This is a genomic window from Burkholderia sp. S-53, assembly GCF_025560745.1.
Lineage (GTDB): Bacteria > Pseudomonadota > Gammaproteobacteria > Burkholderiales > Burkholderiaceae > Burkholderia > Burkholderia pyrrocinia.
Map to the genome: position 1 here is coordinate 507,867 of NZ_CP090484.1, position 25,795 is coordinate 533,661.

The 25,795-nt window shown below is 67.4% G+C and carries 23 protein-coding genes; 16 read left to right on the plus strand and 7 right to left on the minus strand.

The features are described 5' to 3' along the window. Positions 1 to 10: 10 nt before the first annotated feature. Positions 11 to 1,729 carry a SulP family inorganic anion transporter gene (locus tag LXM88_RS24435; RefSeq protein WP_262545035.1) on the minus strand — a complete coding sequence of 573 codons (1,719 nt, stop codon included), beginning with the start codon at positions 1,727 to 1,729 and terminating at the stop codon, positions 11 to 13. A 493-nt stretch (positions 1,730 to 2,222) separates the two neighbouring features. Between LXM88_RS24435 and LXM88_RS24440 the strand changes: the two genes are divergently transcribed. After that, a complete protein-coding gene (locus LXM88_RS24440) occupies positions 2,223 to 3,464 on the plus strand; it encodes a mechanosensitive ion channel family protein (protein ID WP_262545036.1) in 1,242 nt (413 codons plus the stop codon). A 55-nt stretch (positions 3,465 to 3,519) separates the two neighbouring features. On the opposite strand, the gene LXM88_RS24445 is transcribed toward LXM88_RS24440, so the two are convergent. Beyond that, positions 3,520 to 4,941, minus strand: coding sequence for an aminotransferase-like domain-containing protein (locus tag LXM88_RS24445; protein WP_262545037.1), 1,422 nt, complete (start codon positions 4,939 to 4,941; stop codon positions 3,520 to 3,522). A 155-nt stretch (positions 4,942 to 5,096) separates the two neighbouring features. On the opposite strand from LXM88_RS24445, the gene LXM88_RS24450 reads away from it, so the two are divergent. The 6 genes from LXM88_RS24450 to LXM88_RS24475 all read left to right on the plus strand — a co-directional run bounded on the left by LXM88_RS24450 (position 5,097) and on the right by LXM88_RS24475 (position 12,584). Continuing rightward, a complete protein-coding gene (locus LXM88_RS24450) occupies positions 5,097 to 7,421 on the plus strand; it encodes an FdhF/YdeP family oxidoreductase (protein WP_262545038.1) in 2,325 nt (774 codons plus the stop codon). A 12-nt stretch (positions 7,422 to 7,433) separates the two neighbouring features. Then, positions 7,434 to 8,354 carry a bestrophin family protein gene (locus LXM88_RS24455; RefSeq protein ID WP_262545040.1) on the plus strand — a complete coding sequence of 307 codons (921 nt, stop codon included), beginning with the start codon at positions 7,434 to 7,436 and terminating at the stop codon, positions 8,352 to 8,354. Between the two features lie 130 nt (positions 8,355 to 8,484). Then, complete coding sequence (locus LXM88_RS24460; protein WP_262545041.1) at positions 8,485 to 8,814, plus strand: hypothetical protein; 330 nt, start codon at positions 8,485 to 8,487, stop codon at positions 8,812 to 8,814. A gap of 252 nt (positions 8,815 to 9,066) precedes the next feature. Beyond that, a complete protein-coding gene (locus LXM88_RS24465; RefSeq protein ID WP_262545042.1) occupies positions 9,067 to 9,402 on the plus strand; it encodes a sugar ABC transporter ATPase in 336 nt (111 codons plus the stop codon). 133 nt (positions 9,403 to 9,535) lie between these two features. After that, positions 9,536 to 11,125, plus strand: coding sequence for an ABC transporter substrate-binding protein (locus tag LXM88_RS24470; RefSeq protein ID WP_262545043.1), 1,590 nt, complete (start codon positions 9,536 to 9,538; stop codon positions 11,123 to 11,125). Positions 11,126 to 11,330: 205 nt separating this feature from the next. After that, positions 11,331 to 12,584, plus strand: a complete 1,254-nt coding sequence (locus LXM88_RS24475; RefSeq protein WP_262545045.1) for a hypothetical protein — start codon at positions 11,331 to 11,333, stop codon at positions 12,582 to 12,584. Positions 12,585 to 12,694: 110 nt separating this feature from the next. Here LXM88_RS24475 and LXM88_RS24480 read toward each other — a convergent pair whose 3' ends face one another. After that, positions 12,695 to 14,029 carry a type II toxin-antitoxin system HipA family toxin gene (locus LXM88_RS24480; RefSeq protein WP_262545046.1) on the minus strand — a complete coding sequence of 445 codons (1,335 nt, stop codon included), beginning with the start codon at positions 14,027 to 14,029 and terminating at the stop codon, positions 12,695 to 12,697. A 3-nt stretch (positions 14,030 to 14,032) separates the two neighbouring features. Beyond that, entirely contained in the window at positions 14,033 to 14,281 is a 249-nt protein-coding gene (locus tag LXM88_RS24485) for a helix-turn-helix domain-containing protein (protein ID WP_262545048.1), read from the minus strand. Between the two features lie 258 nt (positions 14,282 to 14,539). Between LXM88_RS24485 and sapR the strand changes: the two genes are divergently transcribed. From sapR to LXM88_RS24530, 9 genes are all read left to right on the plus strand, one after another. Next, complete coding sequence (sapR, locus tag LXM88_RS24490) at positions 14,540 to 15,415, plus strand: sap1 transcriptional regulator SapR (protein WP_262545049.1); 876 nt, start codon at positions 14,540 to 14,542, stop codon at positions 15,413 to 15,415. Positions 15,416 to 15,442: 27 nt separating this feature from the next. Further along, positions 15,443 to 16,006, plus strand: a complete 564-nt coding sequence (ddpX, locus tag LXM88_RS24495; protein WP_262545050.1) for a D-alanyl-D-alanine dipeptidase — start codon at positions 15,443 to 15,445, stop codon at positions 16,004 to 16,006. Between the two features lie 61 nt (positions 16,007 to 16,067). Then, positions 16,068 to 17,669, plus strand: coding sequence for an ABC transporter substrate-binding protein (locus tag LXM88_RS24500; protein ID WP_262545051.1), 1,602 nt, complete (start codon positions 16,068 to 16,070; stop codon positions 17,667 to 17,669). Positions 17,670 to 17,679: 10 nt separating this feature from the next. Beyond that, positions 17,680 to 18,750, plus strand: coding sequence for an ABC transporter permease (locus tag LXM88_RS24505; protein ID WP_175680794.1), 1,071 nt, complete (start codon positions 17,680 to 17,682; stop codon positions 18,748 to 18,750). A gap of 66 nt (positions 18,751 to 18,816) precedes the next feature. Continuing rightward, positions 18,817 to 19,731 carry a nickel transporter permease gene (gene nikC / locus LXM88_RS24510; protein WP_096474060.1) on the plus strand — a complete coding sequence of 305 codons (915 nt, stop codon included), beginning with the start codon at positions 18,817 to 18,819 and terminating at the stop codon, positions 19,729 to 19,731. Position 19,732: 1 nt separating this feature from the next. Continuing rightward, positions 19,733 to 20,647 carry an ABC transporter ATP-binding protein gene (locus LXM88_RS24515; RefSeq protein WP_262545052.1) on the plus strand — a complete coding sequence of 305 codons (915 nt, stop codon included), beginning with the start codon at positions 19,733 to 19,735 and terminating at the stop codon, positions 20,645 to 20,647. Continuing rightward, positions 20,644 to 21,435 (plus strand): ABC transporter ATP-binding protein, encoded by a 792-nt coding sequence (locus tag LXM88_RS24520; protein ID WP_262545053.1) that lies wholly within the window; start codon positions 20,644 to 20,646, stop codon positions 21,433 to 21,435. Before LXM88_RS24515 ends, LXM88_RS24520 begins: the two co-directional genes overlap by 4 nt. A gap of 129 nt (positions 21,436 to 21,564) precedes the next feature. Continuing rightward, on the plus strand, positions 21,565 to 21,819 hold the full coding sequence (locus tag LXM88_RS24525; RefSeq protein ID WP_047903017.1) for a GlsB/YeaQ/YmgE family stress response membrane protein: 255 nt from the start codon (positions 21,565 to 21,567) through the stop codon (positions 21,817 to 21,819). Positions 21,820 to 22,182: 363 nt separating this feature from the next. Continuing rightward, on the plus strand, positions 22,183 to 22,518 hold the full coding sequence (locus LXM88_RS24530; protein ID WP_262545054.1) for a type 1 fimbrial protein: 336 nt from the start codon (positions 22,183 to 22,185) through the stop codon (positions 22,516 to 22,518). Between the two features lie 46 nt (positions 22,519 to 22,564). On the opposite strand, the gene LXM88_RS24535 is transcribed toward LXM88_RS24530, so the two are convergent. The 3 genes from LXM88_RS24535 to LXM88_RS24545 form a co-directional block, all read right to left on the minus strand. Next, complete coding sequence (locus LXM88_RS24535; RefSeq protein ID WP_262545055.1) at positions 22,565 to 23,437, minus strand: LysR substrate-binding domain-containing protein; 873 nt, start codon at positions 23,435 to 23,437, stop codon at positions 22,565 to 22,567. A gap of 97 nt (positions 23,438 to 23,534) precedes the next feature. Continuing rightward, a complete protein-coding gene (gene bla, locus LXM88_RS24540; RefSeq protein ID WP_262545057.1) occupies positions 23,535 to 24,434 on the minus strand; it encodes a class A beta-lactamase in 900 nt (299 codons plus the stop codon). 210 nt (positions 24,435 to 24,644) lie between these two features. Further along, on the minus strand, positions 24,645 to 25,505 hold the full coding sequence (locus LXM88_RS24545; protein WP_262545058.1) for a peptidoglycan DD-metalloendopeptidase family protein: 861 nt from the start codon (positions 25,503 to 25,505) through the stop codon (positions 24,645 to 24,647). Positions 25,506 to 25,795: the final 290 nt, after the last annotated feature.

The following is a 25,795-nucleotide window of genomic DNA, read 5'->3' on the forward strand; positions in this document are numbered from 1 at the left end:
CAGGTTCACGCTACACGGTGCCCGGCTCTTGCGGCGCCGGCGTCGTGCCCGCCGCCTCCAGCGCCTGATGCAGCGTCGCGAAGATGCATGACGCGCCGACGATCTCGGTGATCCGGTGACGATCCATGTCCGCGCGCAGGTAGCGATTGACGCGCCCGAACAGCACGCCGATTCCGCGCGCGTGCAGCATCTTGACGAGATCGGTCACGGTCCGCGCGGCCGAATAGTCGAGATCGGTGATCGCGCCCGCATCGACGACGAACCAGCGCGGCGGCACCGGCGCTGCATCGACGAGTTCGGTCACTTCGCCGGCGAACAAATGGTCGTTCGCGAAGAACAGGTCGGAGCCGAACCGGTAGACGATCAGCCCCGGCGCCGTCATCGCGCCGGGCCGCGTGGGCACCGGCTGCCACCGCCCGTTGCCTTCGACCGGTTCGAGCACCATCGTGTGCGGCTGGTAGCTGTGGCGCACGTGCCGCATCAGCGACAACGCGATGGCCAGCAGGATGCCGTGCTCGACGCCGACCGTCACGACGGCCGCGGCCGTCACGAGCGCGAGCGTGAATTCGCCGGGGCTTTCCTTGCGGATCGCCGCGAGGCTGCGCACATTGATCAGCCCGAGCGCGATCGTGAACACGATGCCGGCCAGCACCGCATGCGGCAGATACTGCAGGGTCGTGCTGAGGAACAGCAGCACGACGACCACGACGGCGGCGAACGCGAGATGCCCGATCTGGCTGCGCACGCCCGCGCCGTCGGCCATCGCCGTCTGCGTCGGGCTGCCGTTGACGACGAACGCGCCGCCGACCGCCGCAGCCGCATTCGCGGCCGCGAGCCCGAGGATGTCGGCATTGGTGTCGACGTCCTCGCCGTACTGCTGCGCGAACACGCGCGCAGCCGCCGCGCTCTGCGCGATGATCATCACGAAGCACGACGCGGCGACCGGCACGAGATCGAGGAACTGCTGCCACGTAACGGACGGCCAGCGCAGCGGCGGCAGCCCGCCCGCGACGGGCCCGAGCACCGCGATGCCGTGCGCGGCGAAACCGAACGCATGGCTTGCTGCGATGCTGCCCGCGACCGCGATCATCGGCATCGGCACGCGCGGCAGGAAACGCTTGCACGCAAGAATCGCGACGACGACGAGTGCCGCGAGCGCGAATGTCGGCCGGTTCGTGTGGACGAGATGCGTGACGACATAGTCGAGTTGCGCGAGGCTGCGCGAGGCCGGATACGGTACGGCGAGGCCGAGCATGTCGCCGAGCATCGCGATCGACACCTGCACGCCGACGCCGGCAAGAAAGCCGACCAGTACCGTGCGCGACAGGAAATCGGCGAGAAAGCCGAGCTTGAAGATGCGCGCGAGCAGCAGCATCGCGGCGGTCAGCAGCGCGACCATGCCGGCCAGCGCCGCATAGTCGGCGCTGCCGGCCGGCGCCATCGACGAAAGCCGGCTCGCGAAGATCGTCGCGGTCGCGGAATCGGCGGCGACCACGAGATGGCGCGACGCGCCGAAGCATGCGAACGCCACGAGCGGCAGGAATACCGTGTAAAGGCCCGTGACGGCCGGCATGCCGGCGATGCGCGCGTAACCGAGCACCTGCGGGATGTCCATCGACGCGAGCGAAATGCCCGCGAATACGTCACGGATCGCCCCCTCGCGGCGGATCGGGAGGATGCCTTTCAGCAGCCGCACACGTGACGGACGGCTTTCGTTGGAATCTTGCATGCGTGAAATGCGTGAGGTCGAAGTGACGGGGTTCGCGAAGTCGTTTTCGCATCGTGCCCCGGGCAGGCATCTCATGGCAAGTGCGCAACGTTGTCGCGTGTCGCTCACCGTCGGCGGATCGGCCGCACGCGACGGCCAGCGACGCGCCGGCAATGCATGCGACGCCCGCATGATTGCATGGATCGCCGGTTCAGCGCTTTCACCCGCGAAGGCCTGCGGTCAAGGCTCCGAGCCGATCGCGGGCATGCGTGCGGTGCATCCGGTGACCAGTGCACACATCGGCTTGCGGTGATGCGTCATCGTCATTTGCCGTCACCGGATTACAGAGGATACCTGCGCAATGGTGAGGATGTTCGGGAGCCGCTCGACACGCGTTCGACGCATGCACCCGGAACCCGATGGCACAATCACGGTCCCTTTCATGCGCCCTTCACCGGGCGCGCGCCGCACCGCGGCGCCGATTCAACGCACAAGAACGCCCCTGTCTGCCGTCATGACCTTGAACGAATCCTGGTTTGCGCCGCTCGTCGGCCTCCTCGTCCTGCTCGCCGCCGCCGGTGCGATCACCGCGGCCGTCCATTTCCTGCTGTTTCGCGTGGTCGCGCGGCTCGCGCGGCTGTCGGCCACGCGCGTCGACGACGCGCTGTTCGAGTTCGGCGCGTTCAAATGGCTGAACCGCATCGTCCCGTTCGTCGTGATCAAGCTCGGTCTCGGCGCGGTGCCCGATATTCCGGGCACAGCCGCGCAAGCCGCCGACAAGGTGCTGTTCGCGCTGATCGTGTTCCTCGTGACGATGACGATCAGCGCGACGCTGTCCGCGCTCGAACACACGCATCGCACGCACCATCGCGACCAGCCGCGCCTGTCGCTGAAAGGCGCGATGCAGCTCGTCAAGCTCGTGATGTTCATCACGGCCGCGCTCGTCGTGATCGGCGATGCGACCGGCAAGCAGATCGGCCTGCTGCTGTCCGGCATCGGCGCGATGTCCGCGGTGCTGATGCTGATCTTCAAGGACACGCTGCTCGGCCTCGTCGCGGGCGTGCAACTGTCGTCGAACGACATGCTGCGGATCGGCGACTGGATCACGATGCCGTCGGCCGGCGCGGACGGCACGGTCATCGACATCACGCTGAACACCGTGAAGGTCGCGAACTTCGATCACACGATCATCACCGTGCCGACCTGGAAACTGATCACCGAGAGCTACCAGAACTGGCGCGGGATGACCGAAGCGGGCGGCCGCCGCATCAAGCGCGCGCTGTTCGTCGACGCGACGAGCGTGCGCTTTCTCTCCAATGAAGAGATCGAACGGCTCGAACGCCTGACGCTGCTGAAGGATTATCTCGAGGACAAAGTCGACGCGATCGAGCAGTGGAACGGTACGCTCGGCGCGGCCGGCGACTGCCCGGCGAACCGCCGCCAGTTGACGAATCTCGGCACGTTCCGCGCGTATGTCGCGAACTACCTGAAGGGCCATCCGCGGATCCGCCGCGACATGACGTGCATGGCGCGGCAGTTGCCGCTCACGGCCGAAGGCATTCCGCTCGAACTGTACTGCTTCACCGATACGACGTCGTGGGTCGACTACGAAACCATCCAGGCCGATCTGTTCGATCACCTGATCGCGGTGCTGCCGGAGTTCGGGCTGCGCGTGTACCAGCACCCGTCGGGCTTCGACATGCGGCAGATGGCCGGCGCCGCGCAAGCCGGGCTGCCGACACCGCGCGCGGGTTGATACACGACACGGTGGCCGGTCTTCGGCCGCCGCCTGCCACCGGGCACGGCACCGCTCACCGCGCCGCGCACTCCGACGCGAGCCGCCCCAGCACCTTCAGCGCTTCCTCGATCTGCCGCGACCACGGATAGCTGTAGTTGAGCCGGATGAAATGCCGGTAATCGGTGCCCGCCGAAAACATGTGCCCGGGCCCGACCGTGATCCGCTGCGCGAGCGCGAGCGTGTAAAGCTTCATCGCATCGACCTGCGGCGGCAGCTCGACCCACAGCACATAGCCGCCCTGCGGCTGCGACAGCCGCGTACCTTCCGGAAAGAAACGCCGCACCATCGCGCTCATCAGGCTCGCCTGCTGCGCGTACAGCTTGCGCATGCGCCGCAGGTGGAAATCGTAGCCGTCGTATTTCAGGTACTCGGCGATCGCCAGTTGCTCGATCGCGGGCGTCGCGAGCGTGTTCAGGAATTTCAGCTTCTCGACCTGGTCGCGGTAGCGGCCGGGCATCGCCCAGCCGATCCGGTAGCGCGGTGACAGGCTCTTCGTGAACGACGCGCAATGCAGCACGAGCCCGTCGCGGTCGAACGATTTCAGCGCGCCCGGTGTCGTGTCGCCGAAATGCAGCTCGTGATAGACGTCGCTCTCGATCGCCGGCACGCCGTGCTTCGCCAGCAGCTCGACGAGCGCACGCTTGCGCGCGTCCGGCATCTGGAAGCCGAGCGGATTCTGGAAATTCGGCATCACCATGCACGCAGCGATCCGCTCGCGCTCGAGGATCCGTTCGAGCGCGTCGAGATCGATGCCGTCGCCCGGGTGCGTCGCGACTTCGAGCGCGCGCATGCCCATCCGCTCGATCGCGTGCAGCATCGCGTAGAACGTCGGCGACTCGACGGCGATCGTGTCGCCCGGCTTCGCGACAGCCTGCAGGCACAGGTTGATCGCCTCGGTCGCGCCGATCGTCATCACGATCTCGCCCGGCTCGACCGCGATCCCGCGCTCCGCATAACGCCGCGCGATCTGGCGGATCAGTTCCTGGTTGCCGGGCGGCAAGTCGTCGATCACGCCCCAGCGCGTGCGGCGGCGTCCGATCGCCTGCGCATAGCGCGCGAGGCGCTGCACCGGGAACTGCGATGCATCGGGATACGGCGAGCCGAGCGGCACCGCGTCGTCGCGCGCGATCGAGCGCAGCGTCGACAGCACGAGCCGGCTCACGTCCACCGCCGACGGCTCGGCGGCCGGCGCCGACATGTGCAGCTCGGCCTCGGCCGGCGCCGCCGCGCGCGCCCGCACGAAATAGCCCGACTGCGGCCGGCTTTCGATCAGGCCGCGGCTTTCCAGCACGAGGTACGCGCGCAGTACCGTCGTGACGCTGAGCTGCTGCTGCCGGCTCGCCTGCCGCACCGACGGAATCCGCTCGCCGGGCCGGTACACGCCGCGCTCGATCTGTGCGTGGAGATCGTCGGCGAGTTGTTCGTAACGCTTCACGCGACTTCCTTTCAATTTCCATTCAACAACACAGTTGCGATCCGCACTGGTTGAATGGTCGCAACTGTACTCTTTTTTGAAGTGAACAGGTGTACACACAGCCGGACGGGTGCCGCGCGTACTCTGCACGCATCGACCCCGACACCCGCTGCATCATGAAAAAGAAATCCGCCACCGCGCGCATCGAACCGTATACCCACCCGGCCGCCGGCTGGGGCGCGCTGAAAGCCGTCACGATCAACCTGATAAAGGAAAAGGTCGCCGGCGGCAACTACCGTACGCTGCTGCGCCAGAACCAGCCGGACGGCTTCGACTGCCCCGGCTGCGCGTGGCCCGACCGCCAGCACGCATCGACGTTCGAATTCTGCGAGAACGGCGTGAAGGCGGTGGCCGCCGAGGCGACGAGCAAGCGCGTGACGCCCGAATTCTTCGCCGCGCACACGGTCGCCGAGCTGCTCGAACAGTCGGACTTCGAACTCGAACAGCACGGCCGGCTCACCGACCCGATGGTGTACGACGCGCAGTCCGACCGCTACGTGCCGATCGCGTGGGACGACGCGTTCGAACTGATCGCGCGTCACCTGCGCGCGCTGCCCGACCCGAACCAGGCCGCGTTCTACACATCCGGCCGCGCAAGCAACGAAGCGGCGTTCCTGTACCAGCTACTCGTGCGCCTGTACGGCACGAACAACTTCCCCGATTGCTCGAACATGTGCCACGAGGCGACGAGCCGCGGGCTGCCGGCCTCGGTCGGCGTCGGCAAGGGCACCGTCACGCTCGACGATTTCGAGCACGCGGACACGCTGCTGATCTTCGGCCAGAACCCCGCGACCAACCACCCGCGGATGATGGGCGAACTGCGCGAATGCGCGAAGCGCGGCGCGACGATCGTGTCGATCAACCCGCTGAAGGAGCGCGGCCTCGAACGCTTCGCCGATCCGCAAAGCCCGCTCGAGATGCTGACGATGTCGGGTACAAAGATCGCATCGACGTTCATCCAGCCGACGATCGGCGGCGATTTCGCGCTGATCAAGGGGATGGCGAAACGCGTGCTCGAACTCGACGACGCGGCGCGCGCCGCCGGTGCGCCGCGCGTGCTCGACACCGCGTTCATCGGCGAGCACACGGCCGGCTTCGACGCATTCGCCGACGACCTGCGCAACGAAAGCTGGTCCGCGCTGACGGCCGAAAGCGGCGTGCCGTACGAGCAGATCGACGGCCTTGCGCAGCTCTATGCGCGCAGCGAGCGCGTGATCGCGACGTGGGGCATGGGCATCACGCAGCACAAGCATTCGGTCGCCACCGTGCAGATGCTGACGAACCTGATGCTGATGCGCGGCAACATCGGCCGCCCCGGTGCGGGCCTGTGCCCGGTGCGCGGCCACTCGAACGTGCAGGGCAACCGCACGGTCGGCATCGAGGAAAAGCCGTCGCAGGCGTTCCTCGACCGGCTGGGCCACGTGTTCGATTTCGAACCGCCGCGCCACCACGGCTACGACGTCGTCGAGACGATCGAAGGGATGCTCGAAGGCCACGTGAAGGTACTGATCGGCCTCGGCGGCAACTTCGCGATGGCGACGCCCGACACGCCGCGCACGTGGGAAGGCATGCGCCGCTGCGACCTGTCGGTGCATATCACGACGAAGCTGAACCGCAGCCACCTGATCCACGGCCGCGACGCGCTGATCCTGCCGACGCTCGGCCGCACCGAGATCGACCTGCAGGACAACGTCGCGCAAGGCGTGACGGTCGAGGATTCGATGAGCATGGTTCACGTGTCGTACGGGATGAACAAGCCGGCGTCGCCGAACCTGATGTCGGAACCCGCGATCGTCGCGCACATGGGCCACGCGCTGTTCGGCAGCGGCAAGATCGACTGGCTCGCATACAAGGACGACTACGCGAAGATCCGCGACGCGATCGAGGCGACGCTCGACGGCTTCTACGACTACAACACGCGCATCGCGCGGCCGGGCGGCTTCCACCTGCGCGTCGCATCGCGCGACCGCGAATGGCTCACGCCGACGGGCAAGGCGAACTTCATCGCGCACGCACTGCCGACCGACACGCCGATCCAGCGCGCCCGCGCACTGCACGGCGAACGCCTGATGACGCTGATGACGACGCGCTCGCACGACCAGTACAACACGACCGTCTACGGGCTCGACGACCGCTATCGCGGCGTGTTCGGCCAGCGCCGCGTGGTGTTCGCGAACCGCGACGATCTCGCGATGCTCGGGCTGAAGGCCGGCGACTGGGTCGACATGGAAACCGTGTGGCACGACGGCATCGAGCGGCGCGCGGACGGCTTCCTGCTCGTCGAGTACGACATCCCGCACGGCTGCATCGGCGCGTACTACCCGGAAACCAATCCGCTCGTGCCGCTCGACAGCGTCGGCGACGTGTGCAACACGCCGACGTCGAAGTCGGTGCCCGTGCTGCTGCATCGCGCGGCCGCGCCGGCATCGATCGCCGCCTGACGGAGCCCGACGATGATCGTTCGGCCGCGCGAGCACTGGCTGCGGATGCTGCTCGTGTGGAACGGCTCGGTGCTGCCGACCATCCTGCCGCAGCTCGTGCTGACGCTCGCGATCAGCCTCGTCGCCGTGTGGGGCGGCGGCCGCGTGCTCGGCGAGAAGGTGCCGCTGAACCCGACGCCGTTTACGCTGATCGGCCTGACGCTGGCCATCTTCGCGGGGTTTCGCAACAACGCGAGCTACGACCGCTACCGCGAGGCGCGGCAACTGTGGGGCGGCGTGCTGACCGCCACGCGCACGCTGGTGTCGCAGGCGCTCTGCTACGGCGCGGTCGATCACGACGACGACGCGCGGCGCGCGTTCGTGCGGACCGTCGTCGCGTTCGTCTATGCGCTCAAGCATCAACTGCGCGGCACCGATCCGGCCGCGGACCTGCGCGCGCTGCTCGACAGCGACACCTACGCGCGCGTCGCCGCCTCCCGATTCCGACCGGTCGCGATCGTGCACGGGCTGCGCGAAGCATTCTCCGCGCGCGCCAACACCGGCCGCCTCGCCGATACGCGCCTGTGGATGCTCGACGCGCGCCTCGACGAGCTCGTCGCGATGGTGAGCGGCTGCGAGCGCATTGCTTCGACGCCGATCCCGTTCTCATACGACGTGCTGCTGCACCGGACCATCTATGCGTACTGCGTGCTGCTGCCGTTCGGCCTCGTCGACTCGATCGGCGCGGCGACGCCGTTCGTCTCCGTGTTCGTCGCGTATACGCTGATCGCGCTCGACGCTATTGCACATGCGATCGCCGAGCCTTTCGGCGACGGGCCGAACCATCTCGCACTCGATGCGATCACGCGGCAGATCGAGCGCACGCTGCTCGAACTGAACCGCGAGCCGTTGCCGGCGGAAGTGACGCCCTGCAAGGCCTATCGCCTCAGCTGACACGCCGCAAACGGCAGACGTAACGAACGCTTGCAATCGATACAGGTTGGAACGTCAACAGGCGGCGCCGGCCGCGCGTTTTTTCGTCAAGCGCCCACGATTCGGACGCACAACGACAGGAGAAAACACCATGCGAGCCCTTACCCGCCATCTCGCGATCGCCGCCACCCTGATGTCGGTGCTGACCGGCACCGCGTTCGCCGACACGCCGTGGCAGCAGGCGCATCCGCGCCGCGAAGAGGTCAACCAGCGTCTCGCAAACCAGAATCGCCGCATCCATCACGAAGTGAAGGAGGGCGAGATGTCGCACGCACAGGCCGCACGCCTGCACCGCGACGACCGCAATATCCGCCGGGAAGAGCGGGCCATGGCCGCGCAGGATCACGGCCACATCACCAAGAGCGAACAGCGCGTGCTGAACCAGCAGGAAAATGCGGTCAGCAACAAGATCGGCCAGTAAGCGACCACAACAAGCGCCCAATCGCCTTCACCTGAAACGCCCGCTGCCGCCGCGCGGCAGCGGGTGCTTGTTGTTGTATCGAATCGTTTCAACGCACGATCCGCGTCAAATGCCGCGGGTATACTCCGTCGTCAGCCGCTTGCCGTAATCGACCGTCAAGAACGGTCCGATTCCGGGCGGTTTCGTCGCGAAGCTTCGCGTTTCGCCTCCCCCGCGCCCCAGCCTCGATACGAGACACTCGACGATCCGACCATGAAACGATTCCTGCTGCTCCTTCCCGCCGCCCTGCTCGCCGCCTGCGGTTCCGCGCCCTCGTCCGACTCGGCCTCGTCATCCGGCGCAACGCCGATGATCTACGTGTCGTCGCAACGTCCGGCCCACGCGATCGCCAACTGCCTCGACAGCCGCCTGTCGGGCACCGAGCAGTCGCAGCACAACGGCGTGACCGACCTTTCCGTCGGCTCGAACTCGTACTTCGTCACGCTCACGCCGTCGGGCAACGGTTCGGTCGTCAAGGTCGTACGCGGCTCGGGCAGCGAGCCACCCGAGGAAGCGATGCGCTTCGCGATCGCGCGCTGCGTGATCTGATCCCACACCTGCCGGCGCCGGGCGCCCGCCCGGCCGTCACCTGCGCGCCGCATCGCGCGCGCATCGAATATTTTCATCCGGGTGGCCGTCGATGAGAGAATCGCACCCACGATTCCCTTTCAACGGAGCCCGCATGAAGCACCTGCTGTCCCGGCTGTTCGTCAGCGCCGCACTCGTCGCGCTTGTCCCGGCGCTGCCGGCGCAGGCTGCCACGCCGCCCGGCATCTTCGTCGTCGCCACACAGCTCGGCGAATTCACGACCCTCGACCCGAGCGGGATCTACGAACTGGTGCCGTCCGAGTACGTCGCGAACACCTACGAACGCCTGGTGCGCGTCGACCTGAAGGACCCGACCAAATTCAACGGGCAGATCGCGCAATCGTGGACGGTCGGCGCCGACGGCGTGACCTACACGTTCAAGCTGCGCGCCGGCCTCACGTTCCATTCCAGCAACCCGGTGACCGCCGACGACGTCGCGTGGTCGCTGCAGCGCACCATCCTGCTCGACAAGGGGCCGGCAGGCGTGCTCGCCGATCTCGGCCTCACGAAGGCGAACGTGATGCAGAAGGTGCGCGCGATCGACCCGCAAACCGTCGTGCTCGAAACCGACCGCAAATACGCGCCGAGCTTCGTGCTCAACGTGCTGAGCGCGTGCCCGGCATCGGTGTTCGACAAGAAGCTGCTGCTGTCGCACCAGGAAGGCAACGATTTCGGCAGCGGCTGGCTCAGGACCAACGACGCGGGCTCGGGCCCGTACCAGCTCGTCAAGTGGACGCCGAACGAAAGCATCGTGCTGCAGCGTTTCGACAAATACCGCACGCCGTACCCGATGAAGCGCGTCGTGCTGCGCCACGTGCCCGAAGCGTCCGCGCAGCGGCTGCTGCTGGAGAACGGCGACGCCGACGCCGCGCGCAACCTGAGCCCCGACAGCCTTGCCGCGCTGACGAAGGCCGGCAAGATCAAGGTCGCGTCGTGGCCGGTATCCGCGCTGCTGTACCTGAGCCTGAATACGAAGAACCCGAACCTCGCGAAGCCCGACGTGCAGCAGGCGATGAAATGGCTCGTCGACTACGACGGCATCCAGCGCAACATCGTCAGCACGACCTACAAGGTGCACGAAACCTTCCTGCCCGAAGGCTTCCTCGGCACGCTGAACGCGCGGCCGTACAAGCAGGACGTCGCGAAGGCGAAGGCGCTGCTCGCGAAGGCCGGCTTGCCGAACGGTTTCGACGTGACGATGGACATGCCGAACGACTATCCGTACCTCGAGATCGCGCAGGCGCTGCAGGCCAACTTCGCACAGGGCGGCATCCGCGTGAAGCTGATCCCCGGCGATGCGAAGCAGGCGATCGGCAAGTACCGCGCGCGCCAGCACGACATCTTCATCGGCGAATGGTCGCCCGACTACATGGACCCGAACAGCAACGCGCGCGGCTTCGCGTGGAATCCTGACAACTCGGACCAGTCGCCGACGAAGATGCTCGCGTGGCGCAACAGCTGGGACATTCCGCAACTGACGAAGGACACCGAGGCCGCCCTCGTCGAGCCGTCGCCCGCGAAGCGCGCGCAGCGCTACGAAGCGCTGCAGAAGGCCGTGCTCGCGAACTCGCCGTTCATCATCATGTTCGAGAAGGTCGTGCAGGTCGCGACGCGCCCCGGCACGACCGGGCCGGAAATCGGGCCGATCAACGACCTCGTGTCATACCGTACGCTGGCGAAGTAATCGCGGCTGCCCGCGCGGCCGGCCATGCCGGCGCGCGGGTAATCGCCGCGGCCTGCCGCGCCGGCGCTATGCCGTGCGGCGGCGGCGATCTACAATGACCGACGCCACGGGAGGCCGGCCGCGCCCGGCGGCGATGAAAGCCTCCGAATTCGCGTCACCGACGAAAACAGGATGCGCGCCCGGGTGCGCGCAACGGGAACAGAACATGCATCCGAGCGAGCACGCGGTCTGCGTGGCGATCAACGACAACAACCGCGCATGGTACGAAATGCTCGTACCGTTCCTGCTGTCGCTGCGGCACACCGGCTACGACGGGCGGATCGCAGTGATCGGCTACGGGCTGTCCGAACGCAAGCGGCAGATCCTCGCGAGCCAGTCGGTCGACGTGATCGACGCGTCGAGCGCGTATGCGCTGCCGGTCGGCCGCTTCATCGAGGCCGCCGAGTACTGCGCTCGCAACCCGCAGATCCGCAAGCTCGCGCTGTACGACGCCGACATCTGGTTCTGTGCCCCCGAGTTCGACCTGTTCTCGCAGATCGGCGACGACCGGATCCACGTGTGCCCCGACCCGCTGTTCTGCACGTTCGTCGTCACGCCGCTGATCGGCGAGCGACGCGACCATCACTGGCGCCTCGTCGTCGACGAAGTCAATGCACGCCACGGCAACGCGCTGCAGGCCGGGCTCGTTGCCGGAACGGCCGACGCATGGGCGCGCTACGCGAACCACCTGCGCGACTGCATCGCCCGCATCGGCACCGATTTCCAGGAATGCTTCGGCATCGATACGACGTTCCTTCACCTGTGGAGCGCACAGGGCGAGACGGCGCTGCTCGATCCGGTCCAGAACTTCGTCAGCAAGTACGGCATTCACGAATCGTTCGACGCGAGCGACGGCAGCACGACGCTCCGGTACCACGGCGAGCCGATCCGCGCGCTGCACATGACCGGCGATATCCGCTTCTTCGACCGGTGGCGCTACTACGCGAACCACGTCGACGCCGCACTGTGCGACGGCGCACCGTTCGCGCTGTCGGACGGCACGCCGGCGCAGTCCGATGCCGTTGCCGCACGCATCGCTGCAACGGAGTACGTGCGCACGGCCGGGCTGACCGTGTCGGCAGCCGCGATCGAGGGCAGCGCGGGCGCCTACCTGCAGGCCATCGATGAACCGGGCGGCACGATGCTGGTCGGCAGCGGGAACCACGAAGTCGTGTTCACCGCGACGCGCGACATTGCGCGCCTGAACATCTACATCACGCACCCGTCCGGCTCGCCGTCGCCGCTGCGGTGCGAAGTGCTGATCGATGGGCAGCCGCAGCGCAAAGGCACCGAACTGATGGCGCATTTCTGGTACCAGGTCGCGGCCGGCAGCGTCATCACGCTGCGTTCGACGAGCCTCGGCGGCCAGCAGTGCAACGCGATCTGGCGGCTGCGCGAAGCGCCGGACATGCAGCAGTAGGCGGCCATCGCGATGCGATGCCGTCGATTCGGATAACTGATCGCGTAAACGAAAACAGACGAATGCCGATACGTCGAACGGCAGCCAACCGGGCCGGGACGACGCGCGGTTTACTCCCGCGGCATTTCGTCGAGCCGCCGCGCGGCGAATCGCAATCCGCCCAGAATGCGCTCCGCGACCCTCGCCGGAAACCCGGGAGGCAATGCAGCGCCGACCGACTCGATCACGTGCGGCGTCTTGTTGATGAGACGTTCGACGATCGGCGTCGCGATATCGCCGAGCAAACAGGTTTCGGCCATCGCGGTGAAGTGCCGTCGCGTAATGTCACGCATTGCATAATGCTTGCGCTTGCCGTGCACGGCCATCGCGAGCTTTGCCTTGTGCCACGACCACTGGTTCGCGCCATCGCCTTCGACCGGCCAGATCGACATCACGTCGTAGAGCGGCGTGAGGCGGAATCGGCCGCCCGGCAGCAGGCGCAGGCTGAAGTTCTTCGCATGCCCGTCCGGTGCGGCAAGCATCCAGAACACGATCAGGGCCGCGAACAGTGTGTCGAGATCTTCCCGCGCCGTTTCCGAACGGCGCAGGAGGCTCGCCAGGTCGGGCACGCCGGGGCCGCCCTGCGACTCGTACTTCAGGTGAGGCGGCACGCCGAGCGCCTGGCAGAAGTCCTCCTGCGGCAAGCGCAACAGCCACCCGCCGTCACGATGCAACGTACGATCGAACCGCTCGACCGATAGCACCTTGTGCGCGCCGAAACGCACGATTTCCGCATTCGCGGCCGGCAGGCCGAACGCTCGCAGGATCGCAAGACACAGCCACTCGTTCTCGACAGAGGCCGTGAGATCGGCCCGCTTGTTGCCGACCAGCCCGAGCGGCAACTTGACAATATGCGTCGTCGGCGTGGCGCCATGCGGGCGCATCCAGCGTCCGTCGTGAAACAGCAGTGCGGTCTTTTCCTGCGCACCGGCCAGCGACAGCCGGAAATCGTCATCGTCCCCGGCTCCCGTCGCCACACCGCTCGCCTGATCGAGCACGCGTGCAACGTCGTCGTCCGACAGCGGCGTACCGTCGATACGATCCAGGCCGGCTGGCGCATCGTCTTCGCCGAGCAATTGCACTGCCCCGACGCAATCACGACCGAGCGCGGCGAGCAGATCGAACGGCTCGGTCGTCGCCGTGCCGAACCGGGCGGCCAATCGGCGCCGAATGGCGTCGCTGTCCGGCAGCAGGTTGTCGAAGTAATGATTGACGCGTTCGCCGCGCAGCGGCGCGTCGCCGACACCGAACGGCAGCGACAGCGACAACGGGCGGCCGACAGCCGACTGTTTCCAGCCGGCGTCGTACAGCAGCTCCATGTCGCCGCGCGCGGGAATCCGCCATGTGCCGACCCGCTGGCCATTCGTCCAGATCGACAACGCGCGAGTGTGCGATTTGCGTCCCATCGCTTACCACTCGACGTTGGCTGAGTCGCGCCCGTCCTTCGTGCGGATGCTGAGTTCGAGGCCGTACAGCGCCGTCAGCTCCAGCAACTGGCTGAGCGACAGGCTTTCGGTCCGCGTGGATTCGAGCAGCGACAGACGCGATTGGCCCACGCCGATTCGCCCGGCCGCTTCGGCTTGCGTCAGGCCCTTGGCCTGACGCGCGGAAGACAGGATTTCGCCCAGTTGCGCGGGCGTATTGACGATGAAATTCACGGCGCGGATTCCCGTAGGCAATAAACGCAGTATATTCCTGACAGGCATAAACGCAAATTATTCCCCACAGGCATAAACACAAAATATGCCTGACAGACATAAAAAGGGCCATTGCATGCCCCCCGCCTCCCGCCTTCGAACGCGTTTTCGACCCTATCACCTATCCTCACACCATAGTTTTTATCCGCTGGCGCGAATGATTTTGGCTTTGTTAGATGGATGACATTCGATCATCCGACGACAACGATCTAACATCCGATGACCTGCGCGTTCGCCCGTACCGTCGAATCCCGCTATGCCGAGCTGACGCCGACCGCGAAGCGGATCGCGAGCTACATGCTCGCGAATCTCGACCGGCTCGGGCTCGAGACGGCCGACCAGATCGCGCAGCAGGCCGGCACGAGCGGCATCTCGGTCGGGCGCTTCCTGCGCAGCGTCGGCTACCGCAATCTCGACGACCTGAAGCGCGAGTTGCGCGGCGGCGGCGATCGCCCGTGGATGATCACCGACCGGCTCGACGAATACCGCCGCGTCGCCGGCACGCAACCGGTCGAAGGCAGCGGCAGCGACGGCACGCTCGCATCGTCGCTCGAACGCGAGCTCGATGCGATCCGTCACGTGTACCGGCTCGCCGAAGGCCCCGTGTTCGCGCAGGTCGCCGACCGCATCGCGCAGGCCGACGCCGTGTTCATCCTCGGCATCCAGTCGACGCGCGGGATCAGCAACGCGTTCAGCAGCTACCTCGAATACCTGCGCCCGCGCGTGTTCTATTCCGACGGCCAGTCGGGTTCGTATGTCGATTCGCTGAACTCCGAATTCGAGCGGCCGTACTGCATCGTCACCGACACACGTGCGTATTCGCGCAGCGCGCGCCGCTATTGCCAGGCGGCCGCCGAGCGCGGGCAGCCGTTCGCGCTGGTCACCGATCTCTCGTGCCCGTGGGCGCGCGAATGGCCGGCCGACCTGCTGCAGGTGAAGACCGACGTCGGCCAGTTCTGGGATTCGCTCGCGCCGCTCACCTGCCTGTTCAACCTGCTGATCACGGCCGTTGTCGATCGCCTCGGCCCCGCGATCGACCGGCGCGTCGCGCGCAACCGCGAACTGCAGCACACGTTCGACCAATTCGAATCCTGAGCGAGCCTGAATGAACCCGAACCGCCGATGAACGACCACCGCCTCGTCGAAATCACACCCGCCACGCATCGCGTCGACCTCGATCTCGTCTACGCGACCGACCGCAACCTGACCGGCAAGCCGATCTACCGTCGCGCACACTGCCTGCTGCTGGAGCCGGCCGCAGCCGCATTGCGCCGCGCGGTCGACATCGCCGCGCAGGCCGGTTTCACGCTGCGCATCTACGACGCGTACCGGCCGCCGCAAGCGCAGCAGGTGCTGTGGGATTTCCTGCCCGATCCGGACTTCATCGCCGATCTCGGCCGCGGCTCGAATCACAGCCGCGGCACCGCGCTCGACCTGACGCTGGTCGGCGCGAACGGCGAGCCGCTCGACATGGGCACGGGCTTCGACGAGATGGTCGCCGCATCCGGCCACCTCCACGCGGGGCTGCCCGAAGCCGTGCAACGCAACCGCCTGCTGCTGCTCGGCGTGATGCACGCGGCCGGCTTCGCGCACATCGACAGCGAATGGTGGCACTACGAACTGCCTGACTCGCGCGCGTTGCCGCAGATCGACAACGCGGCGAGCGGCCCGTGGCGCCTGATGTGATGCACGTCCCGTTGCCGTTTTACGTTCACCCATTGCACGTTCACCTCACGATGGAGCGCACATGAAACCCCTGACCTCCCGGCTCGTCGCGGCGCTGGCCGCCGCGTCCGTTCTCGCCGCCGTTCCGCTTTCCGCCGCGCGCGCGGAAACGCCGAAGGACCTGTTCGTGATGGCCACGCTGCTCGACGAATTCACGACGCTCGACCCGGGCGAGATCTACGAGCTGGTGCCGGAGGAATACGTCGCGAACACGTACGACCGGCTCGTGCGCGTCGACCTGCGCGATCCGTCGAAATTCAACGGCGATGTCGCGCAGTCGTGGACGGTGAGCACCGACGGGCTGACCTATACGTTCAAGCTGCGCCCCGGCCTCAAGTTCCATTCGGGCAACCCGCTGACGGCCGACGACGTCGCGTGGTCGATCCAGCGCGCGGTGCTGCTCGACAAGGGCCCGGCCGCCGTGCTGACCGGCATCGGCCTCACGAAGGCGAACGTCGCGGCGAACGTGAAGAAGCTCGACGACCAGACAATTTCGGTCACGACCGACCGCAAATACGCGCCGACCTTCGTGCTGAACGTGCTCGGCTCGTGGCCCGCGTCGGTGCTGGACAAGAAGCTGCTGCTGTCGCACCAGCAGGGCAACGACTTCGGCAATGCGTGGCTGAAGACCAACGAGGCCGGCTCCGGCGCGTACAAGCTGGTCAAGTGGACGGCCGGCGACAGCATCGTGCTGCAGCGCTTCGACGGCTACCGGCTGCCGCTCGCGATGAAGCGCATCGTGCTGCGCCATGTGCCCGAAGCCGCGAGCCAGCGCCTGCTGCTGGAAAACGGCGACGTCGATGCGGCACGCGACCTGAGCCCCGACGATCTGGCGTCGGTCGTGAAATCCGGCAAGGCGAAGGTGTCGGCATCGCCGCAGGCGACGCTGCTGTATCTCGGCCTGAACACGAAGAACCCGACGCTCGCGAAACCCGACGTGCAGGAAGCGCTGAAGTGGCTCGTCGACTATGCCGGCATCCAGGGCAATGTCGTGAAGACGACCTACAAGGTGCACCAGACCTTCCTGCCCGAAGGCTTCCTCGGCACGCTGAACGCGAATCCGTACAAGCTCGACGTCGCGAAGGCGAAGGCGCTGCTCGCGAAGGCCGGCGTGCCCACCGGCTTTTCGGTGACGATGGACGTACGCAACGACTATCCGTACACGGAGATCGCGCAGGCCGTGCAGGCGAACTTCGCGCAGGCGGGCATCAAGGTGCAGTTGATCCCCGGCGACAACAAGCAGACGCTCGCGAAATACCGCGCGCGCCAGCACGACATCTACATCGGCGAATGGTCGGCCGACTACATCGATCCGCACAGCAACGCGCAGGGCTTTGCGTGGAATCCGGACAATTCCGACAAGTCGAGCTATAAAATGCTGGCCTGGCGCAACAGCTGGGACATCCCGCAGCTCACGAAGGAAACCGACGCCGCGCTCGCCGAACCGACCGCCGCGAAACGCGCGCAGTCGTATCAGGCGATGCAGAAGGAAGTGCTCGCGCGCTCGCCGTTCGTGATCATGTTCGAGAAAGTCGCGCAGGTCGCGACGCGGCCCGGCGTGAGCGGGCTCGAAGTCGGGCCGATCAACGATCTCGTGTCGTACCGCAACCTGAAGAAGCAATAAGATTCGCCGCATGTCGACTCCCGCCTCCTCCCTCGAAGCACTGCGCACGCTGCCCGCGCGGCGCCCGGCCGTGCGCTGGGCGCTGCGCGTGCTGCGCTGGGCGCTCACGCTCGCCGTCACGTTCGCGGGGCTGCTCGCGCTGACGTTCGTGATCGGCCGCAAGGTGCCGATCGATCCCGTGCTCGCGATCCTCGGCGATCGCGCGTCGGCCGAGGCGTATGCGGCCGAACGCATCGCGCTCGGGCTCGACAAGCCGCTCGTCACGCAATTCCTGATCTACGCGCGCGACGTGCTGCACGGCAATCTCGGCATGTCGCTGCTGACCGCGAACCCCGTGCTCGACGACATCAAGCGCGTGTTCCCGGCCACGCTCGAACTGGCGACGATCGCGACGCTGATCGGCATCGCGATCGGCGTGCCGCTCGGCGTCGCGGCCGCCGTGAAGCACAACCGGCCGATCGATCACATCGCGCGCTTCGTCGGGCTGATCGGCAATTCCGTGCCGGTGTTCTGGCTCGGGCTGATGGGGCTGCTGCTGTTCTACGCGCGGCTGCACTGGGTCGGCGGGCCGGGCCGGCTCGATCCCGTGTACGACGGGATGGTCGACCCGCGCACGGGCAGCCTGTTGATCGACGCGGCGCTCGCGGGCGAGTGGGACGTGTTCCGCAACGCGGTGTCGCACATCGCGCTGCCGGCCGCGATCCTCGGTTACTACTCGGTCGCGTATCTCAGCCGCATGACGCGCTCGTTCATGCTCGACCAGTTGAGCCAGGAATACATCGTCACCGCGCGCGCGAAGGGCCTGTCGGAGCGCCGCGTGATCTGGCGGCACGCGTTCGGCAACATCGCGGTGCCGCTGCTCACCGTGATCGCGCTCACGTACAGCAATCTGCTCGAAGGCTCGGTGCTGACCGAGATCGTGTTCGCCTGGCCGGGGCTCGGCTCGTACCTGACGGGTGCGCTGCTGAACGCCGACATGAGCGCGGTGCTCGGCGCGACGCTCGTGATCGGCGCGATGTTCATCACCGTCAACCTGCTGACCGACGCGCTGTACCGCGTGTTCGATCCGCGTGCGCGCTGAGGGCCGTTTCGACATGACCGCTTCCCCCCTGCTTCTTTCATCGCCGATGCCGAAGGTCGTCCAATCATGAACGCCGAGCGCCTCACGCTGCGCGCGTGGCTGCTTTCCGATGCGCCCGCATCGCGCTCGCAGGCCGCGCTCGGCCTCGCGTACCGACGCTGGCGCCGTTTCGCCACGAACCCGCTCAACCTGTTCGGGCTCGCGATCCTCGTCGCGCTGATCGTCGTCGCGATCGTCGGCCCGCTGATCATGCCGCACGATCCGCTGCGCCAGGTGCTGTCCGACCGCCTGTTGCCGCCCGGCTCGCCGTCGCACTGGTTCGGCACCGACCAGCTCGGCCGCGACATCCTCTCGCGGCTGATCGCCGGCTCGCGCCTCACGCTCGGCATCGCGCTGCTCGTCGTCGTGATCGTCGTGCCGATCGGCCTGCTGATCGGCACCACGGCCGGCTATTGCGGCGGCTTCGTCGACAGCGTGCTGATGCGCATCACCGACGTCGCGCTCGCGTTCCCGAAGATCGTGCTCGCGCTCGCGTTCGCGGCCGCGCTCGGGCCCGGCGTGATCAACGCGGTCGTCGCGATCTCGATCACCGCATGGCCCGCGTATGCGCGGCTCGCGCGCGCGGAGACGATCCGCATCGCGCAGGCCGACTATATTCACGCCGCGCGATTACAAGGCGCGTCGGGGCCGCGCATCCTGCTGCGCTACATCGTGCCGCTGTGCATGTCGTCGGTGATCGTGCGCGCGACGCTCGACATGGCCGGCATCATCCTGACCGTCGCGGGCCTCGGCTTCCTCGGCCTCGGTGCGCAACCGCCAAGCCCCGAGTGGGGCTTCATGGTCGCGTCGGGCCGCAACGTGCTGCTCGACGCATGGTGGGTCGCGACGCTGCCCGGCATCGCGATCCTGCTCGTGAGCCTCGCGTTCAACCTGCTCGGCGACGGGCTGCGCGACGTGTTCGATCCCCGCCATGGAGCCTGACATGTCGATGAATTCCGCCACCTCGCCCGCACCGCTCTGCGAGATCGACGGCCTGAAGATCGGCTTTCGCGGGCACGACGGTGTCGTCTCCGATGCCGTGCGCGACCTGTCGCTGACGCTCGCGCCCGGCGAACGGCTCGGCATCGTCGGCGAATCGGGCTCCGGCAAATCGCTGACGGGTCGCGCATTGCTCGGCCTGCTGCCCGACGCCGCGCGCTGGTCGGCGCGCACGATGCGCTTCGCGGGCCACGACCTGCTCGCGATGTCGCCGCGCGAACGCCGGCGGCTGTGCGGCAGCCAGATGGGCATGATCCTGCAGGACCCGAAATATTCGCTGAACCCGGTGATGACGGTCGCGAAGCAGATGGGCGAAGCGTTCCGGCTGCACGAGCCCGGGCTGCGCGGCCGCGCGCTGCGCGAACGGATCGTCGACGCGCTCGCGGCCGTGCAGATCCGCGACCCGGCGCGCGTCGCCGATGCGTATCCGCACGAGCTGTCGGGCGGCATGGGCCAGCGCGTGATGATCGCGATGATGGTGTCGACCGGGCCGCGCCTGCTGATCGCCGACGAGCCGACGTCCGCGCTCGACGTTGCAGTCTCGATGCAGGTGCTCGCGGTGCTCGACGCGATGATCGCGCGGCACGGCACGGGCCTGATGTTCATCAGCCACGACCTGCCGCTCGTGATGTCGTTCTGCGATCGGGTCGCGGTGATGTATGCGGGCCGCGTGGTCGAAACCTGCGCCGCGCGCGACCTGCGCGACGCGACGCATCCGTACACGCGCGGGCTGCTCGCGGCGAACCCGCCGCTCGCGAACCCGCCGGACGAACTGCCCGTGCTGCGGCGCGATCCGGCCTGGCTCGATCCCGCGCCGCATGCGTCCACATCCGCCGATCGCCAGGAGGCCGCACGATGATCGACGTCGATCATGCATCGATCCGTTTCCCGACCCGCACGGGTCACGTCGACGCAGTACGCGACGCGAGCTTCGCGGTGCGCGACGGCGAGGTATTCGGGCTCGTCGGCGAATCGGGTTCCGGCAAGTCGACGTTGCTGCGCGCGCTGACGGGCCTCGTGCCGCTCGCGGCCGGCAGCCTGTCGATCGACGGCCGGCCGGTCGGCGGCACGCTCGATCGCGCCTTCCGCCGCCACGTGCAGATGGTGTTCCAGGATCCGTACGCGTCGCTGCACCCGCGCTTCACGGTCGACCAGACGCTGCGCGAGCCGCTGTCGATCCACGGCATGGGCCGCCCCGGGATCGACGACGCCGACGCACGAATCGCCCGCGCGCTGTCCGAAGTCGGGCTCGGCCCGACGTTTCGCTTCCGCTATCCGCACCAGTTGTCGGGCGGCCAGCGGCAGCGTGTCGCGATCGCGCGCGCGCTGATCGTCGAGCCGCGCGTGCTGCTGCTCGACGAGCCGACGTCCGCGCTCGACGTCTCGGTGCAGGCCGAGATCCTGAACCTGCTGCGCCGCCTGCATCGCGAACGCAACCTGACGATGATCCTCGTCAGCCACAACCTCGCGGTGATCGGCTTCCTGTGCCAGCGCGTCGCCGTGATGCAGCATGGCGAGATCGTCGAGCAGCTACGGGTCGAGGACGTGCGCGCCGGGCAGGTCGCGCGCGACTACACGCGCACGCTGCTGCAAGCGACCGAAGGCTACCGCCGTCTCGACCCGGTCACGGGCGCGCCGGCCACCTGACATCTGCGCGACGCGCCCGCATGCGATACTCGGCACGCCACGCGCCGGCTTGCCGCCGCATGGAACCCTTGTGCGCCGCACGGGTCAATGTGCATTCGTCAACAGATCAACAGCAATAGGGAGGCGTTCATGCTGCAATTCATCGAAACCCTGGTCGTCGGGCTCATCGTCGGCCTCCTCGCCCGTGCGCTCAAGCCCGGCGACGACAAGATGGGCATCCTGATGACGGCCGTGCTCGGCATCGTCGGCTCGCTGGTCGCCGGCTACGTCGGCCGCGCCGCCGGCTGGTATGCTCCGGGCCAGGGCGCGGGCTGGATCGCATCGATCATCGGCGCGATCGTGCTGCTGATCGTCGTCGGCGCGGTGCGCAAGCGCATGGCCTGATCGCACCGCCACACCGCGCCACGCACACGGCCGCTCGTCATCACGAGCGGCCGTTTTCTTTTCGTGAACGACGCTTCGCGGCATTGCCAACTCGTTGACTCCACAACGATTCACCCGCAACAACCGGCGTCCGCCAGCGACCGCCCATCTGGTTTACCGCACCGGCAATACCCGAACTTGCGGCCGCTCAAATTTGAGATAAATTGATTGAAGGGATACGGCGCCGTTTGCTTATTCCCGTCATTTCCGAATTTTCATTCAAGAGATCCGATGGATTTGCCGTTTACGCACTCAGCACCGCAGCGTTGACGGACTGCCACCCGAGCGGCCCCGCTGCGACGCGCTTCCTCTCTGGAGCCTGTCATGAAGCATCGCTTGTTCGCCGCCTCGTTTGCCCTGGCTGCCTCGCTTCTGGCCACGTCCTCGTCCTTTGCCGCCGGTGCGTCCGGCATCATCCACTTCACCGGCATGATCGTCGAGCCGCCCTGCTCGTTCGCGCTCGATACGACCGACGCCGCGCATGCGAACGTGCGCGCCGACTGCCCGCGCCCCGCGACCGGACAGATCGCGTTCGTCGACGCGGCGAGCCAGCAGGCCGTCAAGACCACGACCTTTACTCAGGCCTCGCGCGCAATCGTTTTACCGAACCGTCCGGGCAACAATCTCGCGCCGATGATCGCCGTCGTGACATACCAGTAACACCGGCTGCCGGCGCGGCGCGCGGCGGATCCGACGCGGCCGCGCGTCAGTCCCGATGACGCGCGATCCAGTCGCTGAACGCGCGGATCTTCTGCTGGTTGCCGATGTTCTCGGGATAGACGAAGAAGTAGCGTGCGCCCGTCTCGAGCACGATGTCGAACGGCCGTTCGAGCCGGCGCGCGCTGACGTCGTCGTCGACGAGCGTCACGTCGCCGATCGCGACGCCGAAGCCCTGCATCGCCGCGTTCGTCGCGAGATCGAGCGTGTCGAACGTCGGCCCGCGCGCGGGATCGACGCTGCGCTCGCCCGCATGATCGAGCCAGGCACGCCAGTCGCGATGGTCGCGTGTCGGATGCAGCAGCGTATGGCGCGCCAGATCGCCGACCGCGTCGAGCGGCGACGCCTGCCGCAACTCGGGCGCGCACACGGGCGTCAGCCGTTCGTCGAACAGCGGCAGCGCGAATACGCCCGCGCCCGGCGACGTGCCGTAGACGACCGCCGCGTCGAACGGCTCGGTCGAGAAATCGACGACGTGCTGCCACGCGGTCGTGATCTGCACATGGAGATCGGGATGCTCGCCCTGGAAGCGCATGATGCGCGGGAGCATCCAGCGCATCACGCAGGTCGGCACCTTCAGCGCGAGATCGGTGCGCTGCCGCGTGAGCTTCATCGAGATGTCCTCGATCCGCGCGAAGCTCTCGTTGACCACCGGCAGCAGTTGCTCGCCCTCCGCCGTCAGCGTAAGGCCCTTCGCATGGCGCTTGAACAGCGGAAAGCCGTAATGCGCCTCGAGCGTCTGGATCTGCCGGCTCACCGCGCCCTGCGTGATGCATAGCTGCTCGGCCGCGCGCGTGAAGCTGCGGTGGCGAGCCACCGTCGAGAAGATCTGCAGCGCGTGTAGGGGCGGAAGTCGGCGCATGAAAGGGCAGAAGAAACGGAAGACCCGCGCGCCGACACCGGCGCGCGCTGACCGACACGATAAGCCAAACGCCGGCTTTGCGCGAGACGCGCGACGCTCAGGCCGTCGCGGTGAGCGCGCCCGCCGCGATGCGCGCCGCCGATGCAACGACGTCCGCGCGTGCCGCCGCGTCGGCCTGCGGTTGCGTGAACGACACGGCCATCACGATCGGCGCACGCGACGGCGGCCACAGCACCGCGACGTCGGTCGTCGTGCCGTAACCGCCCGTGCCGGCCTTGTCCGCGACGCGCCAGCCGGGCGGCACGCCCGCCGCGATGCCGGTCGCGCCGCGCGCGCCGCCGACCATCCACTCCGTCAGTTGCGTGCGCTGCGGTTCCTGCAGCGTGTCGCCGAGCAGCAGGCGCTGCAGCGCGTCGACCATCGCGACCGGCGTCGACGTGTCGCGTTCGTCGCCCGGCGCGGCCTGGTTCAGTTCGGGTTCCCAGCGATCGAGGCGGAACGTCGTGTCGCCGCTCCCGTGCGCGAACGACGTGACGGCCTGCGGGCCGCCGAGCACGCCCATCAGCAGGTTGCCCGCGCCCTTGTCGCCCGACTGCAGCATCGCCTCGCAAAGCTGCGCGATCGTCATGCCCGTGTCGACGTGGCTTTCCGTGATCGGCGAGCCCGACACGACTTCATAGCGGCGGTACAGGATGCGGCGCGGCAGCAGCGACGCATCGAGCGAGCCGCGCGCGAGTATCGCGGCGGCCGCGACGACCGCATACGTGCCGCACAGCGGGAAGCGCTCGCGCGCGTGGTGGGCGATGCGCACGCCGTTCGACGTATCGAGCGCGGCGATGCCGAGCCGGCCGTTCGACGCTTTCTCGAGCGCGGCGAGTTCGGCCTGCGCAACGTGGGCGCGCCCCTGGTCGGCGACCGGCGCGGACGTGCACGCGGCGACGAACGGTGCTGCAACGGCGGCAAGCAACAGCGAGCGACGTGTCGGAGAGTGTTCCATGGATGAGCTGTGTTCTGTCGGAAACGATGGCACGAAGCAATACGGGCGCGCATCGGCGATGCGCGCCCGTTCACGCCGACGGCCGGCCCGCGACGGCATTCGCCGCGCATCCCCGAAAGACGCCCGTCGGCCCCGCGCGACGCGCGGGACTCGCAAACAGCCCCTAGCCTAGCAGCGACCGCCGTCGCGTTCCAGCGAAACGGCCCCGCTTCACCCTTGCGACGAAGGCAGGTACGGCATCGGATTCACCGGCTTGCCGTCGCGCCGCACCTCGAACAGCAGCGCGACGCGCGAGTTGTCGAGGTCGCCCATCTCGGCGATCGCGTCGCCCTGGCGCACGATGTCGCCCGTCTTCACGAGCAGCTTGCGATTGTGCGCATAGGCGGTCAGGAAATCCGCGTTGTGCTGGACGATGATCAGGCTGCCGTAATCGTTCAGGCCGGTGCCCGCGTACATCACGCGGCCGTCGGCCGCCGCGCGAACCGGGTCGCCCGGCCGGCCGGCGATCTGGATGCCGCGGTTCTGGCCCGGCCGGAACCCCTCGACGATCTTGCCGTTTGCGGGCCACTTGAGCGCGACGCCGCCCGCATGCCGCTTCGTTTCCTTGACGACCTGACGGTCGCTCGCCGTCGATGCCGAGGCCTGTGCCGTTGCCTGATTACCCGCCACCGCATCGCTCGCGCCGGCCGGCGCGGCAGCCTGCGTGCCGGCCGCGCCCGACGGCGGCAGCGGCTGCTGCCTGACGATGCGCAGCACCTGCCCCATGCGCAGCCTGCCGTTCGCGCCCAGCTTGTTCCAGGTGCGCAGGTCGGCAACGCTGCAGTCGTTCGCGGACGCGATGCCCGTCAGCGTGTCGCCGCGCTTCACGACGTACTTTCGCGCGACGAGAATCGGCGCCGGCGGCGGTGTGGCGGCCGACGGCGCAGCGGCGGGCTGGCCCGACGGCGACGACTGCCCCGCCAGCGTGTCGCTCGGCGGGACGGACTGCGTGCTTGCACAACCGGCCATGACGAGCACGGCGGCCAGGCCCGACAGCCAGGCCGCCTTGCGGTGAATCTCGCGCGTTTTCATGGACGATCGACTCCGGTTTGACAATCTTTCAAGCATCTCAAAAACGGAACGGCCGACGTGTAACCGGATGCAAACAATGATGACAAACGATCACGAACCGGACGCCGGCCGGCATTCGCTACCGGTAATACGGCCCGATCCGGAAAAACTTGATGGTCTTTTCGCGCGGAAGCGGAATAATTTTCGTTCGATAAAACTATGGCAGCCTGGTTTCAATAGGCGCCCGCCGCCCTGCTCAACGCAACCATGCGACGAGTTCGGAACAGGCCCACGCGATGCCGATACACAGG

Coding starts and splice junctions, on each gene's coding strand:
- LXM88_RS24435 (WP_262545035.1), bottom strand. CDS start 1,729: ATGCAAGATTCCAACGAAAGCCGTCCGTCACGTGTGCGGCTGCTGAAA.
- LXM88_RS24440 (WP_262545036.1), top strand. CDS start 2,223: ATGACCTTGAACGAATCCTGGTTTGCGCCGCTCGTCGGCCTCCTCGTC.
- LXM88_RS24450 (WP_262545038.1), top strand. CDS start 5,097: ATGAAAAAGAAATCCGCCACCGCGCGCATCGAACCGTATACCCACCCG.
- LXM88_RS24455 (WP_262545040.1), top strand. CDS start 7,434: ATGATCGTTCGGCCGCGCGAGCACTGGCTGCGGATGCTGCTCGTGTGG.
- LXM88_RS24460 (WP_262545041.1), top strand. CDS start 8,485: ATGCGAGCCCTTACCCGCCATCTCGCGATCGCCGCCACCCTGATGTCG.
- LXM88_RS24465 (WP_262545042.1), top strand. CDS start 9,067: ATGAAACGATTCCTGCTGCTCCTTCCCGCCGCCCTGCTCGCCGCCTGC.
- LXM88_RS24470 (WP_262545043.1), top strand. CDS start 9,536: ATGAAGCACCTGCTGTCCCGGCTGTTCGTCAGCGCCGCACTCGTCGCG.
- LXM88_RS24475 (WP_262545045.1), top strand. CDS start 11,331: ATGCATCCGAGCGAGCACGCGGTCTGCGTGGCGATCAACGACAACAAC.
- LXM88_RS24480 (WP_262545046.1), bottom strand. CDS start 14,029: ATGGGACGCAAATCGCACACTCGCGCGTTGTCGATCTGGACGAATGGC.
- sapR (WP_262545049.1), top strand. CDS start 14,540: ATGACCTGCGCGTTCGCCCGTACCGTCGAATCCCGCTATGCCGAGCTG.
- ddpX (WP_262545050.1), top strand. CDS start 15,443: ATGAACGACCACCGCCTCGTCGAAATCACACCCGCCACGCATCGCGTC.
- LXM88_RS24500 (WP_262545051.1), top strand. CDS start 16,068: ATGAAACCCCTGACCTCCCGGCTCGTCGCGGCGCTGGCCGCCGCGTCC.
- LXM88_RS24505 (WP_175680794.1), top strand. CDS start 17,680: ATGTCGACTCCCGCCTCCTCCCTCGAAGCACTGCGCACGCTGCCCGCG.
- nikC (WP_096474060.1), top strand. CDS start 18,817: ATGAACGCCGAGCGCCTCACGCTGCGCGCGTGGCTGCTTTCCGATGCG.
- LXM88_RS24515 (WP_262545052.1), top strand. CDS start 19,733: ATGTCGATGAATTCCGCCACCTCGCCCGCACCGCTCTGCGAGATCGAC.
- LXM88_RS24520 (WP_262545053.1), top strand. CDS start 20,644: ATGATCGACGTCGATCATGCATCGATCCGTTTCCCGACCCGCACGGGT.
- LXM88_RS24525 (WP_047903017.1), top strand. CDS start 21,565: ATGCTGCAATTCATCGAAACCCTGGTCGTCGGGCTCATCGTCGGCCTC.
- LXM88_RS24530 (WP_262545054.1), top strand. CDS start 22,183: ATGAAGCATCGCTTGTTCGCCGCCTCGTTTGCCCTGGCTGCCTCGCTT.
- LXM88_RS24535 (WP_262545055.1), bottom strand. CDS start 23,437: ATGCGCCGACTTCCGCCCCTACACGCGCTGCAGATCTTCTCGACGGTG.
- bla (WP_262545057.1), bottom strand. CDS start 24,434: ATGGAACACTCTCCGACACGTCGCTCGCTGTTGCTTGCCGCCGTTGCA.
- LXM88_RS24545 (WP_262545058.1), bottom strand. CDS start 25,505: ATGAAAACGCGCGAGATTCACCGCAAGGCGGCCTGGCTGTCGGGCCTG.